The sequence below is a fragment of the Accumulibacter sp. genome, assembly GCF_023806565.1.
Lineage (GTDB): Bacteria > Pseudomonadota > Gammaproteobacteria > Burkholderiales > Rhodocyclaceae > Accumulibacter.
The window spans coordinates 1-13,663 of sequence record NZ_JAMTDV010000114.1; the positions used below are offsets into that span (position 1 = coordinate 1).

Below are 13,663 nucleotides of genomic sequence, written 5' to 3' on the forward strand. Positions count from 1 at the left end.
ATCCACGTCGAGTCGACTGCGGGCGCCGAAATTCCGTAATCGAGAGGCAGATCGACAGGGTAGTCGAAGGCGGCTGCCGCCAGCCAGCGGTTGCGCTGCACGGCATGCACATTCCACGGAATGACGAAGGTGGCGTCGTAGAATCGTGCCGCGATGGCTTCGCGTGCTGCTTCGGCGGCGTACCCCCAATGTACGCCGTTTGCCTGGCGGGCAATCAGCGCGCTTTTCAACAAGCCTTGGGTATCGAGCACCGCCGTGTATTCCCGAGCGCCAATGCGTCGCCGAAAGTCGTCCATTTCACGCCAGGTGGACATTCTGCCGAGGCTCCTGCGCCACCGCCGGGTAGCCACCGGGATGACCTGATCGACGGCCGGATGCAGACGCGGAATGTCCGCAAAGCCTTCCTCGACACACCAGTCGATTTGCGCATCGGGAAAACGCAGATGCAGATCGCTGACCACGGGCAGGTTGTGAATTACGTCACCGAGCGACGAGGTCTTTACCAATAGGATGCGCATCGGTGGGCCAGGGCGAAAGAAGATGGGCGGGAGCGGGGAAGTGCGCATTATAGGAGATGCCATGACGCAAGGCCCCCGCCTGCCCCGCTCCAGGCCCATCTCAAGAAGCGCCGGCGGCAGGGTCAGGGCCGGCGCACCATGAAAACGCTATAATGCCGATTCGTGCGATCGCTGCGCGACGAGTCGGCCGTGCCTGGAGACGCTGCAAATGAACACCCCCGTGATTCGCCCGGTCGTCCTCTGTGGAGGGGCGGGTACCCGCCTGTGGCCGCTGTCACGAACGCACTATCCCAAGCAGTTCCTGCGTCTGGTCGATGACTTCTCCTTGCTCCAGAACACGCTACGGCGACTCGACGGACTGGAGGGGCTGGGAGTTGCCATCGCCGTGGCCAACGAGCATCACCGCTTCCTGGTCGCGGAGCAGTTTCTGGAAATCGGACTGAAAGTCGAGATCGTGCTCGAACCGGCCGCTCGCAATACTGCCCCGGCGGTCGCTGCGGCGGCGATGCAGGCGCTCCGCGAGGCGGGCGAGAAGACTTCCCCCTTGCTGCTGGTCCTGCCGTCCGATCACCTGATTGCCGATGTGACGGCTTTCCGGAACGCCGTCGCCGACGCGATTCCGCATGCCCAGGCAGGAGCGCTAGTGACCTTTGGCGTCGTTCCCGATCGCCCGGAGACCGGCTACGGCTACATCCGCCGTGGCGATCCACTGGCCGGTGGGCATGTGCTTGATCGCTTTGTCGAGAAGCCGGATTTCGCAACCGCCCAGTCCTACCTGCAGTCGGGCGACTATTTCTGGAACAGCGGCATGTTCCTTTTTCGAGCCGACGTCTACCTCGATTCGCTGGAACACTTCGCGCCCGACATTCGTACCTGCGTCGCCGCGGCCGTTGCCAGTTCGCGGCGCGATCTCGATTTTTTGCGACTCGATCCGGTCGCTTTTGCAGCCAGCCCGGCGAACTCGATCGACTACGCGGTGATGGAAAAGACCGACCGGGGTGTCGTGGTTCCACTCGATGCCGGCTGGAACGACATTGGCGCTTGGGATGCGCTGGCCACCGTCGGTCAGCCGGGGACCAACAACAATACCCAGCGGGGCGACGTGCATTGCGTCGACACCCGTGACTGTGTGCTCTTCTCCGAAGGCAGGCTGTTGGCCACGGTCGGTGTCAAGGAACTGATCGTGATCGCCACTCCCGACGCAGTCCTGGTCGCCGATCGCACGAAAGCGCAGGAAGTCAAGACGCTGGTCGACGAACTGAAGCGCGCATCGCGCAGCGAAACCGAATTCCTGCACATCGTGCACCGCCCCTGGGGTAGTTACGAAGGGGTGGCGCATGGTCCGCGCTACCAGGTCAAACGCATCCTGGTAAAACCGGGGGCCAGCCTCAGTCTGCAGAAGCATCACCATCGGGCCGAGCACTGGGTTGTCGTCAAGGGGACGGCGATGGTCGTGCGCGGCGACGAAACGCTGCTTCTGTCGGAAAACCAATCAACGTACATTCCGCTCGGCGTCGTGCATCGGCTGGAAAACCCGGGCAAGATCGACCTCGAAATCGTTGAAGTCCAGTCCGGCAGCTATCTGGGAGAGGACGACATCATCCGTCTCGAGGACAGCTACGGCAGGTGAGCATGGCCACCATCCGTCCGTGGCTCCCCGTTTCGCCGGTTGAGGGGGCGCTCACTCTCTCCACTTTCCTGTTGGAGAGGTCTGGCAAGTGATTCTGGTTACCGGTGGCGCCGGTTTCATCGGGGCGAATTTCGTTCTCGACTGGCTGGCGCAGAGCGACGAGCCGCTGCTCAACCTCGACAAGCTCACCTATGCAGGCAATCGCGAGAACCTCGCATCGTTGGCCAATGATCGGCGGCACGTCTTCGTTCACGGCGACATTGCAGACAGCGACCTGACCGGGCGCCTGCTGGCGCGGTATACGCCGCGCGCGATCATCAATTTTGCCGCCGAATCGCACGTCGATCGGTCGATTCACGGGCCGGAGGACTTCATTCAGACCAACGTCGTCGGCACCTTTCACCTGCTCGAAAGCACGCGCGGCTACTGGAGCAAGCTGCCGGCAGGGACGCGCGAGCGCTTTCGCTTTCTGCACGTATCCACTGACGAGGTCTATGGTTCGTTGACCAGCGATGCGCCTGCCTTCAGCGAAACGCACCGCTACGAACCGAACAGTCCGTACTCGGCGAGCAAGGCGGCGAGTGACCATCTGGTACGCGCCTACCATCACACCTATCATTTGCCGGTACTCACGACCAACTGCTCGAACAACTACGGGCCCTACCACTTTCCCGAAAAGCTGATTCCGCTGATGATCGTCAACGCTCTCGCCGGCAGGCCATTGCCGGTGTATGGCGATGGCCAGCAGATTCGCGACTGGCTGTACGTCCAGGATCACTGCAGCGCGATTCGCCGCGTCATGGACGCCGGCCGCCCCGGCGAGACGTACAACATCGGCGGTTGCAATGAGAAGCCGAATCTGGAGATCGTGCACACGGTGTGCACACTGCTCGATGAATTGCGCCCGCGCGCGGACGGCAGGCCCTACCGCGAACAGATCACCTACGTCGCCGACCGGCCCGGCCATGATCGGCGTTACGCGATCGACGCCGGCAAGATCGAGCGGGAATTGGGGTGGAGGCCGGCAGAGACTTTCGCAACGGGAATCCGCAAGACCGTCGAGTGGTACCTGGCGAACCAGGACTGGGTCAGCAACGTTCAGTCCGGCGCCTATCGAGACTGGGTCGAAAAGAACTACGGCGGGCGTCCATCGTGAAGATCCTGCTTTTCGGCAAAGGAGGGCAGCTTGGCTGGGAGTTGCAACGCAGCCTGGCTCCGCTCGGCCCGGTGGTGGCGCTCGATTTCGGCGACCGCGGCAACCTCTGTGGCGATTTCACCGATCTCGACGGTCTCGCTGCCTGCGTGCGAGCGGTCGCGCCGGACGTGATCGTCAATGCCGCTGCGCACACGGCGGTGGACAGGGCCGAGTCGGAAGTCGAGCTGGCAAGAACCATCAACGCGCTGGCTCCGGCCATCCTGGCGCGCGAATCCGAGCGCCTGGGTGCCTGGCTGGTCCATTATTCGACCGACTACGTCTTTGATGGCGGCGGCCAGAACCCTTGGCGAGAGGACGACCCGACCGGTCCGCTCGGCGTTTACGGGCAAACCAAGCTCGAAGGCGAACGCGCGGTCGCCAGTTGTAGTCGCCATCTGACCTTCCGCACCAGTTGGGTCTATGCCGCACGCGGCAACAATTTTGCGCGCACGATGCTGCGCCTGGCGGGTGAACGCGATCGCTTGCAGGTGGTCGCAGACCAGATTGGCGCCCCGACCGGAGCCGAGTTGCTCGCCGACGTTACCGCGCATGCCCTGCGCAGCGTTCGCCAGCGCCCGCATCTGGCCGGCCTCTACCACCTGGCGGCTGCCGGAGAAACCAGTTGGCACGGCTACGCGCGGCATGTCATCGAGTTTGCCCGCCAATCCGGGCGGGCGATTCGCGTCACTGCCGACGCGATCGAAGCTGTGCCGAGCTGCGCCTATCCGGTGCCCGCTCCGCGCCCGCACAACTCCCGGCTTGACACACGCAAGCTGCAGGCTGCTTTCGACCTGGTTCTGCCAGACTGGCAAAGCGGGGTGGATCGCATGTTGCGGGAAATTCTCGAGCGTTGAGGCGAACGCGCGAGCACTTGCCGAGTCGATGAACTGCTGCTTTCGACGACATTATTGAAGAGGAGTCCGATTTGGGCTGGTGGCTGGCATATGTCGCGCTGGGTCTGTTTACGGGTGTCTCGGCCGGCATGCTCGGCATCGGCGGCGGACTGGTGATGGTGCCGACGCTGACCATGATGTTCGCTGCGCAGGCCGGATTTCCGCAGGCCGAGGTGCTCCATCTGGCGCTCGGCACTTCGATGGCGGCGATCCTGTTCACCTCGCTGGCCAGCCTGCGTGCGCACCACCGCCATGGCGCAGTGCTTTGGCCGGTAGTCATCCAGCTCACCCCGGGGATTCTCGTCGGAACGCTGCTTGGCACCCTGTTCGCCGCGCACGTTCCGGCCAGACCGCTGGCCGTCTTCTTCACGGCATTTGTCTGTCTGGTGGCCGGGCAGATGATCCTCAACCTGAAGCCCAAGGCGACGCGCGAGCTGCCCGGTGCTGGCGGCGTGTTCGCGGTCGGAACGGGAATCGGCGCACTATCTTCGCTCGTCGCCATCGGTGGCGGATCCTTGACCGTGCCCTTCCTGACCTGGTGCAACGTGCGTGTGCAGCAAGCGATCGGCACTTCTGCCGCAGTCGGCTTTCCGATTGCTGTCGGCGGATCGCTGGGGTACCTCTTCAACGGCTGGGGGCTCGCCGACCTGCCACCATGGAGCCTTGGCTACATCTACTTGCCGGCGTTCGCCTGGCTGGTGCCATCGAGCATGCTGGTAGCACCGCTCGGAGCGCGTCTGGCACACAGTCTGCCGGTAGCGACGCTGAAGCGCCTGTTCGCCGCATTCTTGATTCTGTTGGCGGCAAAAATGCTCTGGGGGCTCTTCGCCGGCAGGGGGTGAGTCGCCTGGGAAGTCAGCGGCCGCGGAACTTCGGCTCGCGTCTTTCGAGAAAGGCGGCGAGACCTTCCCGGTAATCCTCGCTATCAAGAAAAGCGAATGACGCGCGCAACTCCTGTTCGCTGAGCGGCACGTCGTGCTGCAGGCGGCGGACCCACTGCTTGTGCCAACCGGCGACCAGCGGCGCACCCTCGCAAATGCGCCGGGCGCTGGCGTAGGCCTCGGCAACGACTTCGGTGTCTGCCACGACGCGTGTGACCAGGCCCTTGGCCAGCGCCTCCGTTGCGTCGAGAATGCGACCTTCGAGCAGGATTTCGAGCACCGTCGGCGCGCCGGCCAGGCGCAGCAGACCGAGCATTTCTTCGGGATACATCGAAAAGCCGAGCTTGTTGACCGGCGCGCCAAAGCGCGAGGACGCGGCGCAGATGCGCAGGTCGCACTGCGCTGCGAGCTCCAGCCCGCCGCCGATGCACGCTCCCTGGATGAGGGCGATTGTCGGCTGGCGACAGTCGAAAACGGCCTGCAGGGCTGCGCCGGCCTGTGCGTGGTAGGCCATCGCGTGTTCCAGCGTATCGCGTCGGCTGAGAAACTCGTCGATGTCGCCGCCGGCGGCAAACGCCTGCGTCCCTTCACCGCGCAGAACTACACAGCGCACACCGGCGTCGGCGGACAGATTGCCAAAAATCGCGGCGATTTCCTGCCACATCGCGTGATCGACAGCGTTGCGCTTGCCCGGATTCGACAGGGTTACCGTGGCGATTTCCTGAGCGCGGATGCACAGAATGCTGCCGGTCATGTGCTCGATTCCCGCTGTGTCGGGTTTCGGGCCAGAGCTTGTCGTCCCGAGAGAATGTGATCGTGCATCATGCTCTGCGCTAGTGTCGCATCGCCGGCCTTGATCGCTTCCAGAATGGCGGCATGTTCGATCAATGACTGTTGCAGACGGCCGTCGATGCTGAGCGAAAAGAGGCGTGTCAGCTTGAGCACCTTGCGCAGATCCTGGATCACCTGTTGCAGCCAGCGGTTGCCCGACATCTCCTGGATGCGCGCGTGAAACTCCTGGTTGGCAACGAAAAAACGTTCGATCTGATTGCTGGCAGCAAAACGTTCGAGTTGCCGGTGGATCGCTTCGAGCTTCGCGATCTGTTCAGGCTGCGCCCTTCTCGTCGCCTCCAGCGCGCCACGACCTTCGAGCATCGCCATCAATGGGAAAATGTCGTCCAGATCCTGGTCGGAGATTTCGGTGACGAAACATCCGCGCCGCGGCTTCAGTGTCACCAGTCCTTCTGCGGCGAGAACTTTCAGGGCTTCGCGCAGCGGAGTCCGGCTGATGCCATAATCGACCGCCAGCACCTGCTCGTCGATGCGCGTCCCAGGGGGCAGTTCATGCGCGAAGATCCGCTGCCGTAGTCTTTCCGCGACCTCCTGGTAGAGCGCTGTTTGGGCTATACGACCCGCAACCATCGATCCTTTTCGCTGCCTCGCGCACGGTTTCCAAGGAACCTTGCTTTGATAATTATGGATACAGTATTATTCGCGGAGCGGGGTGTCAAGCGGTAAAATAGTCGTTGCTAGTGGTGCGACTCCCCTGATCAACATGACTTCGCTGTCGGGCGGCCGAGCCGCCTCAATCCACCGCAATCTACCGATTTTCTCGAAAGGTTCCGTCATGTCCAACGCGAACAATGCTCCAACAAGTGACTCCGCAAGTCTTGATGCCTGGAAAAAGGCCGCCAGCAAGTCGGCCCCGGGTGGCAACGTAGAAGCGCTGAACTGGGTTACGCCGGAAGGAATCGTCGTCAAGCCGCTGTATACCCGAGCCGACGTCGACGGTCTGCCGTACACCGATACGCTGCCGGGACTCCCGCCTTTCGTGCGTGGCCCGCAGGCGACGATGTACGCCGTGCGACCGTGGACCATTCGCCAGTACGCCGGCTTTTCCACTGCGGAGGCGTCCAACGCCTTCTACCGCAAGGCCCTGGCCGCAGGTGGTCAGGGCGTTTCCGTGGCGTTCGACCTGGCGACACACCGGGGTTACGACTCCGATCATCCGCGCGTCACTGGTGACGTCGGCAAGGCCGGTGTCGCGATCGATTCGGTCGAGGACATGAAGATTCTGTTCGACGGCATCCCGCTCGAAAAGATTTCGGTGTCGATGACGATGAATGGTGCCGTATTGCCGATTCTCGCCGGCTACATCGTTGCCGCCGAAGAACAGGGGGTGCCACAGGACAAGCTCTCGGGGACGATCCAGAACGACATCCTCAAGGAGTTCATGGTCCGCAACACGTACATCTATCCGCCGAAACCGTCGATGCGGATCATCGCCGACATCATCGGCTACACGGCGCAACACATGCCGAAATTCAACTCAATTTCGATTTCCGGTTATCACATGCAGGAAGCCGGTGCAACACAGGCGCTTGAACTGGCATTCACGCTGGCCGACGGCCGCGAATACGTGAAGACGGCAATCGCGTCCGGTCTCGACGTCGATGACTTCGCCGGTCGTCTGTCGTTCTTCTTCGCGATCGGCATGAACTTCTACCTCGAGGTGGCTAAGTTGCGCGCTGCCCGGCTGCTGTGGTGGAAGATCATGCAGGAGTTTTCGCCGAAGAAGGCGAAGTCGATGATGCTGCGTACCCACTGCCAGACCTCGGGCTGGTCGCTGACCGAGCAGGATCCGTACAACAACGTCGTGCGCACGACGATCGAGGCGATGGCGGCAGTTTTCGGTGGTACGCAGTCACTGCATACCAACGCTCTGGACGAGGCGATCGCGCTGCCCACCGATTTTTCCTCCCGCATTGCACGCAATACGCAGCTGGTCATTCAGGAAGAAACGCACATCACCAACGTCATCGACCCGTGGGCCGGTTCGTACATGATGGAGCGGCTGACTCAGGATCTGGTCGATGAAGCGTGGAAGATCATCGAAGAGGTCGAGACCATGGGCGGCATGACGCACGCCGTCGAATCCGGCTGGGCCAAGATGAAGATCGAGGGTTGCGCGGCCGACAAGCAGGCGCGCATCGACTCGGGCAAGGACGTGATCGTCGGTGTGAACAAGTACAAGCTTGCCAAGGAGGAAATGATCGACATCCTCGACATCGACAACAACGCCGTGCGCGAGGCGCAGGTCGCGCGCCTCAAGTCGGTACGCGCGAGTCGCGACAGCGACAAGGTCAATGCGGCGTTGACCGATCTGACCCGCTGCGCCGAAACCGGCGAAGGCAATTTGCTCGAGTTCACGGTGCGGGCGATGCGCCTGCGGGCGACGGTGGGCGAGGTTTCCGATGCCATGGAAAAGACTTTCGGTCGCTTCCGCGCGACGCAACAGACGGTATCCGGCGTCTATGCCGCGGTCGTCGACGGCATGGCCAGTTGGGAGACGCTGAAAGCCGAGATCGCCAGGTTCAGCGAAGAGGAAGGTCGTCGGCCGCGGATCATGATCGCCAAGCTCGGCCAGGATGGTCACGATCGGGGGGCCAAGGTGGTCGCCACCGCCTTTGCCGACCTCGGCTTCGACATCGATGTCGGCCCGCTCTTCCAGACCCCGGAGGAAGCGGCCCGTCTCGCAATCGAGAATGACGTTCATGCCATTGGTGTTTCTTCTCTCGCGGCCGGGCACAAGACCCTGCTGCCGGAACTGGTCCAGGCGCTCAAGGCGCAGGGTGCTGACGACATCATCGTTTTTGCCGGTGGCGTGATCCCGCCGCAGGACTACGATTTCCTGTTCCAGGCTGGTGCCAAGGCGATTTTCGGCCCCGGAACGCGCATCGAGGATTCGGCGATGTCCGTTCTTGCGGAGATCCGCAAGGCTCGCTCGCAGGCCACCGTCTGAGCGATTCACCCATCCGGCAGGAAATGGACATGAGCAGCGCGACCGCCGGTGGCCTGACGGCTGCCGACCAGCATCTCGTCGAAGGTGTCCTCGCGGGGCGCCGGCGAGCGCTGGCCAAGACCATTACCCTCGTCGAATCGACGCACAGCGATCACCAGCGTCGTGCCCGGCAGGTGCTGGCCGCGCTCCTGCCACATACCGGCAGGACGATTCGTGTCGGCATTTCCGGTTCGCCGGGTGCGGGCAAGTCGACCTTCATCGAATCGCTGGGTCTTTATCTGATCGATGCCGGCAGGCGAGTGGCGGTGCTCGCCGTAGACCCGTCGTCGTCGGTCTCCGGCGGTTCGATTCTCGGTGACAAGACGCGCATGGAGTTGTTGTGCCGGCGCGACGAGGCGTTCATCCGGCCCAGCCCATCGGCCGGCTCGCTGGGTGGGGTCGCCGACAAGACGCGCGAAGCGATGCTGGTCTGCGAAGCGGCGGGTTTCGACGTGATCATCGTCGAGACGGTGGGGGTCGGACAGTCGGAAACGACCGTCGCCGGGATGGTCGACGCCTTCGTCCTGCTGCAGCTGCCCAATGCCGGCGACGACCTGCAAGCGATCAAGAAGGGGATCGTCGAGATTGCCGACCTGATCGTTTTCAACAAGGCGGACATCGACGAGCGTGCCGCCGCTTTCGCGCGTGGACAGATGAGGGCGGCGCTGACCATGCTGCGCAGCAACAGTCCGAACTGGCGCCCGCCAGTGCTGACGGTCAGCGCGCTGGCCAAGCGAGGCATTGCCGAATTCTGGGCGGAAATCGAGCGCTATCGAAGCGTTCTGAGCGCCACCGGCGAATTCGACGAAAAGCGCCGCCGGCAGGCGGTCGACTGGATGTGGAGCCTGATCGATTCCGGACTGCGCCGTTATTTCCGCGCCCATCCAGCCGTGCGCTCGGCGCTGCCCGAACTTGTCCGCGACGTTGCCGAAGGGCACACGACACCCGGCGCCGCGGCTTCACGATTGCTCGCCTATCTCAAGCACTGATTGCTGGTACCAAGAATCTCCGACTTTATTCAGTAGTTCTGATTGACGCGACCGTTAGGGAGTAGAACATATGCACGACATCATTCGCCAGCTTGCAGACAAGCGCGCGGCCGCCTGTCTCGGTGGTGGTCAGAAACGCATCGACAACCAGCACCGGCAGGGAAAATTGGCTGCCCGCGAGCGCATCGAGCTGCTGCTCGACAGTGGCTCGTTCGAGGAATGGGACATGTTCAAGGAGCACCGTTGCAACGACTTCGGCATGGCGGAGCGCTCCGTGCCGGGCGACGGTGTGGTCATTGGCTGCGGCACGATCAACGGTCGCCTGATGTTCGTTTTTTCGCAGGACTTCACGGTTTTCGGCGGCTCGCTATCTGAAGCGCATGCCGAGAAGATCTGCAAGGTCATGGACCATGCGATCAAGGTCGGGGCGCCGGTGATCGGACTCAACGACTCGGGTGGTGCGCGCATCCAGGAGGGTGTGGCGTCGCTTGCCGGCTATGCCGACGTGTTCCAGCGCAACGTCCTTGCCTCGGGCGTCGTTCCACAAATCTCGCTGATCATGGGTCCGTGTGCTGGTGGCGCCGTTTATAGCCCATCGATGACCGACTTCATCTTCATGGTCAAGGACTCGTCGTACATGTTCGTCACCGGCCCGGAAGTGGTGAAGACGGTGACCCATGAGGACGTCACCGCCGAAGAACTGGGCGGAGCGATCACCCATACCAGCAAGTCGGGGGTGGCCGACCTCGCGTTCGAGAATGACGTCGAAGCGCTGATGATGATTCGCCGCTTCATCAGCTTCCTGCCGTCGAACAACCGCGAGAAGCCGCCACGTCTGCCGTCGCAGGATCCTGCCGATCGCCTCGACTTCTCGCTCGACACGCTGGTTCCGGACAATCCCAACAAACCGTACAACATCAAGGAACTGATCATCAAGATCGCTGACGATGGCGACTTCTTCGAGCTGCAACGCGAATACGCGAAGAACATCGTGATCGGTTTCGCGCGCATGGACGGCTCGACGGTCGGCATCGTCGCCAACCAGCCTCTGGTTCTCGCCGGTTGTCTCGACATCAAGAGTTCGATCAAGGCCGCCCGCTTCGTGCGCTATTGCGACGCATTCAACATCCCGGTGGTGACCTTCGTCGATGTGCCCGGTTTCATGCCTGGTACCGCGCAGGAATATGGCGGAATCATCAAGCACGGGGCCAAACTGCTCTACGCCTACGCCGAGTGCACGGTGCCGAAGATCACCGTGATCACGCGCAAGGCCTATGGTGGTGCCTACGACGTGATGGCTTCGAAGCATCTGCGTGGCGACGTCAACTTCGCCTGGCCATCTGCCGAAATCGCGGTCATGGGTCCGAAGGGCGCGGTGGAGATCATTTTCCGCGAAGAAAAGAACGATCCGGCCAAGCTGGCGGCGCGCGAAGCGGAGTACAAGGCGAAATTCGCGAATCCCTTCGTCGCCGGCGCACGCGGCTTCATCGACGACGTGATCATGCCGAACGAGACCCGCAAGCGCATCTGCCGCTCTCTCGCCATGTTGCGCAACAAGCAGCTGGAAAACCCGTGGCGCAAGCACGGCAACATTCCGCTTTGATCCACGGGGAGATATAAAGATGTTCAAGAAAATTCTGATCGCCAACCGGGGCGAAATTGCCTGCCGGGTGATGAAGACCGCCAAGAAGATGGGGATCAAGACGGTCGCAGTCTATTCGGAAGCCGACAAGGATTCGATGCACGTCCTGATGGCCGACGAGGGGGTGTGCATCGGGCCGCCGCCGTCCAAGGAGTCGTATCTGGTGATCGACAAGATCATCGCCGCGTGCAAGCAGACCGGCGCCGAAGCCGTGCACCCGGGTTACGGATTTCTCTCCGAGAACGAGGAGTTCTCGCGCCGCCTCGAAGACGCGGGGATCGTCTTCATCGGGCCCAAGCATTATTCGGTGGCGGCGATGGGCGACAAGATCGCTTCGAAGAAGCTGGCGATGGAAGCGAAGGTCAATACCATCCCCGGTTACAATGCCGAAATCGCAGACTCTGCTCAGGCCGTCGAGATTGCCCGGGGGATCGGCTACCCGGTGATGATCAAGGCCTCTGCTGGCGGGGGCGGCAAGGGATTGCGCGTCGCATTCAACGACCAGGAAGCCGCCGAAGGTTTCGATGCCTGCCGCAACGAGGCGCGCAACAGCTTTGGCGACGATCGTGTGTTCATCGAGAAGTTCGTCGAAGGACCGCATCACATCGAGATTCAGGTGATCGCCGACTCCTTCGGCAACACGGTATATCTGCTCGAACGTGAGTGCTCGATTCAGCGGCGGCACCAGAAAGTGCTCGAGGAAGCTCCCTCGCCGTTCATCAATGACCAGATCCGCAAGGCGATGGGTGAGCAGGCGGTGGCACTGGCGAAGGCGGTGAATTACCAGAGCGCCGGCACCGTCGAGTTCGTCGTTGGCTCCGACAAGTCGTTCTATTTCCTTGAGATGAACACACGTCTGCAGGTCGAACACCCGGTGACCGAAATGATCACCGGTGTCGACCTGGTCGAACTGATGATCCGCGTTGCCGCGGGCGAGAAGCTGCCATTCACCCAGGACGACATCAGGCCCAACGGCTGGGCGATCGAATGTCGGATCAACGCCGAGGACCCGTTCCGGGGCTTCCTGCCATCGGTCGGCCGCCTCGTGAAATACCGGCCACCGGCGACGGCCGACGGACAGATCAGGGTGGATACCGGTGTTTTCGAGGGTGGCGAAATTTCGATGTATTACGATTCGATGATCGCCAAGCTGATCTGCCACGGCGCGACGCGCGACCAGGCGATTGGCCGGATGCGCGACGCCTTGAACGCTTTCGTCATCCGCGGCATCGATTCGAACATTCCGTTTCAGGCAGCCCTGATGCAGAATCCCCGCTTCCTGTCGGGAGTATTCACCACATCGTTCATCGCCGACGAGTTTCCCAACGGCTTCGATTCCTCCGACGTGGTTCACGACGACCCGGGACTGCTTGCCGCTGTCGCCGCCTTCGGCCGTCGTCGCTACATCGATCGTGCGGTACAGATCAGTGGCCAGGTGCCGGGACACCAGCGCCGAGTAGGCAGCGAGTGGGTGGTCCAGATGGAGGGCAAGGATTATCCGGTGGTCGTCACGCCGATCTCCGGCGGCTACTCGGTGACGCACGGAAGCGATCGCTACGATCTCGTCTCCGACTGGAAATTCGGCGAACTGGTTTTCCACGGAACCTGCAACGGAGTGCCACTCTGTCTGCAACTCGAGCGCATCGGCCTGCTCTACCGTGTCGTCCACTTCGGCAAGCAGGTCAAGGTGACGGTCATGACCGCCAATGCTGCGCGCATGCTTGCTCTGATGCCGAAAAAGGTGCCGCCGGACCTCTCGAAATTCCTGCTCTCGCCGATGCCCGGCTTGCTGCGCGAGGTATCTGTCGAAGCAGGGCAAGCAGTTGCAGCCGGCGAAAAGCTGGCGGTAATCGAGGCGATGAAGATGGAGAACGTCCTCAAGGCCGAGCGCGACTGCAAGGTGAAGAAGGTCGTCGCCGGTCCCGGAGAGAGTCTGTCGGTCGATCAGGTGATTCTCGAATTCGAGTAGGTCTGTCGCCGGAGTCGGTCGGATGGCAGCGAAGCCCGCCTCCTGGCGGGCTTTTTTATCCTGTGTGCCGACGAGCGAGCGGCTCGCAGCGAAAGCGATTGGGCG

11 protein-coding genes are annotated in these 13,663 nt (G+C 62.2%); 8 read left to right on the top strand and 3 right to left on the bottom strand.

Annotated features, from left to right (window positions below; translation table 11 throughout):
- Window positions 1-518 (bottom strand): lipopolysaccharide heptosyltransferase I (gene waaC, locus NFV80_RS12395; protein ID WP_296758846.1); only part of this gene is annotated, 518 nt, incomplete at its 3' end.
- A gap of 208 nt (window positions 519-726) precedes the next feature.
- Here waaC and NFV80_RS12400 point away from each other — a divergent pair.
- From NFV80_RS12400 to NFV80_RS12415, 4 genes are all read left to right on the top strand, one after another.
- Complete coding sequence (locus tag NFV80_RS12400) at window positions 727-2,148, top strand: mannose-1-phosphate guanylyltransferase/mannose-6-phosphate isomerase (RefSeq protein WP_296758849.1); 1,422 nt, start codon at window positions 727-729, stop codon at window positions 2,146-2,148.
- A gap of 88 nt (window positions 2,149-2,236) precedes the next feature.
- Window positions 2,237-3,304, top strand: a complete 1,068-nt coding sequence (rfbB, locus tag NFV80_RS12405; protein WP_295330180.1) for a dTDP-glucose 4,6-dehydratase — start codon at window positions 2,237-2,239, stop codon at window positions 3,302-3,304.
- Window positions 3,301-4,197, top strand: a complete 897-nt coding sequence (gene rfbD, locus NFV80_RS12410) for a dTDP-4-dehydrorhamnose reductase (RefSeq protein ID WP_295330178.1) — start codon at window positions 3,301-3,303, stop codon at window positions 4,195-4,197. Before rfbB ends, rfbD begins: the two co-directional genes overlap by 4 nt.
- A 71-nt stretch (window positions 4,198-4,268) precedes the next feature.
- Window positions 4,269-5,078 (top strand): sulfite exporter TauE/SafE family protein, encoded by an 810-nt coding sequence (locus NFV80_RS12415; RefSeq protein ID WP_295330176.1) that lies wholly within the window; start codon window positions 4,269-4,271, stop codon window positions 5,076-5,078.
- Between the two features lie 13 nt (window positions 5,079-5,091).
- On the opposite strand, the gene NFV80_RS12420 is transcribed toward NFV80_RS12415, so the two are convergent.
- Window positions 5,092-5,871 carry an enoyl-CoA hydratase-related protein gene (locus NFV80_RS12420; protein WP_295330174.1) on the bottom strand — a complete coding sequence of 260 codons (780 nt, stop codon included), beginning with the start codon at window positions 5,869-5,871 and terminating at the stop codon, window positions 5,092-5,094.
- On the bottom strand, window positions 5,868-6,539 hold the full coding sequence (locus NFV80_RS12425) for a GntR family transcriptional regulator (RefSeq protein WP_295330172.1): 672 nt from the start codon (window positions 6,537-6,539) through the stop codon (window positions 5,868-5,870). The genes NFV80_RS12420 and NFV80_RS12425 overlap by 4 nt, the downstream gene beginning before the upstream one ends.
- Window positions 6,540-6,744: 205 nt before the next feature.
- Here NFV80_RS12425 and scpA point away from each other — a divergent pair, with 205 nt between their 5' ends.
- The 4 genes from scpA to accC all read left to right on the top strand — a co-directional run bounded on the left by scpA (window position 6,745) and on the right by accC (window position 13,558).
- Entirely contained in the window at window positions 6,745-8,919 is a 2,175-nt protein-coding gene (gene scpA / locus NFV80_RS12430) for a methylmalonyl-CoA mutase (RefSeq protein WP_295330170.1), read from the top strand.
- Window positions 8,920-8,948: 29 nt separating this feature from the next.
- Window positions 8,949-9,947 carry a methylmalonyl Co-A mutase-associated GTPase MeaB gene (gene meaB, locus NFV80_RS12435; RefSeq protein WP_295330168.1) on the top strand — a complete coding sequence of 333 codons (999 nt, stop codon included), beginning with the start codon at window positions 8,949-8,951 and terminating at the stop codon, window positions 9,945-9,947.
- 70 nt (window positions 9,948-10,017) lie between these two features.
- Window positions 10,018-11,550, top strand: coding sequence for an acyl-CoA carboxylase subunit beta (locus NFV80_RS12440; protein ID WP_295330166.1), 1,533 nt, complete (start codon window positions 10,018-10,020; stop codon window positions 11,548-11,550).
- 19 nt (window positions 11,551-11,569) lie between these two features.
- Window positions 11,570-13,558, top strand: a complete 1,989-nt coding sequence (accC, locus tag NFV80_RS12445) for an acetyl-CoA carboxylase biotin carboxylase subunit (RefSeq protein ID WP_295330164.1) — start codon at window positions 11,570-11,572, stop codon at window positions 13,556-13,558.
- Window positions 13,559-13,663 lie beyond the last annotated feature (105 nt).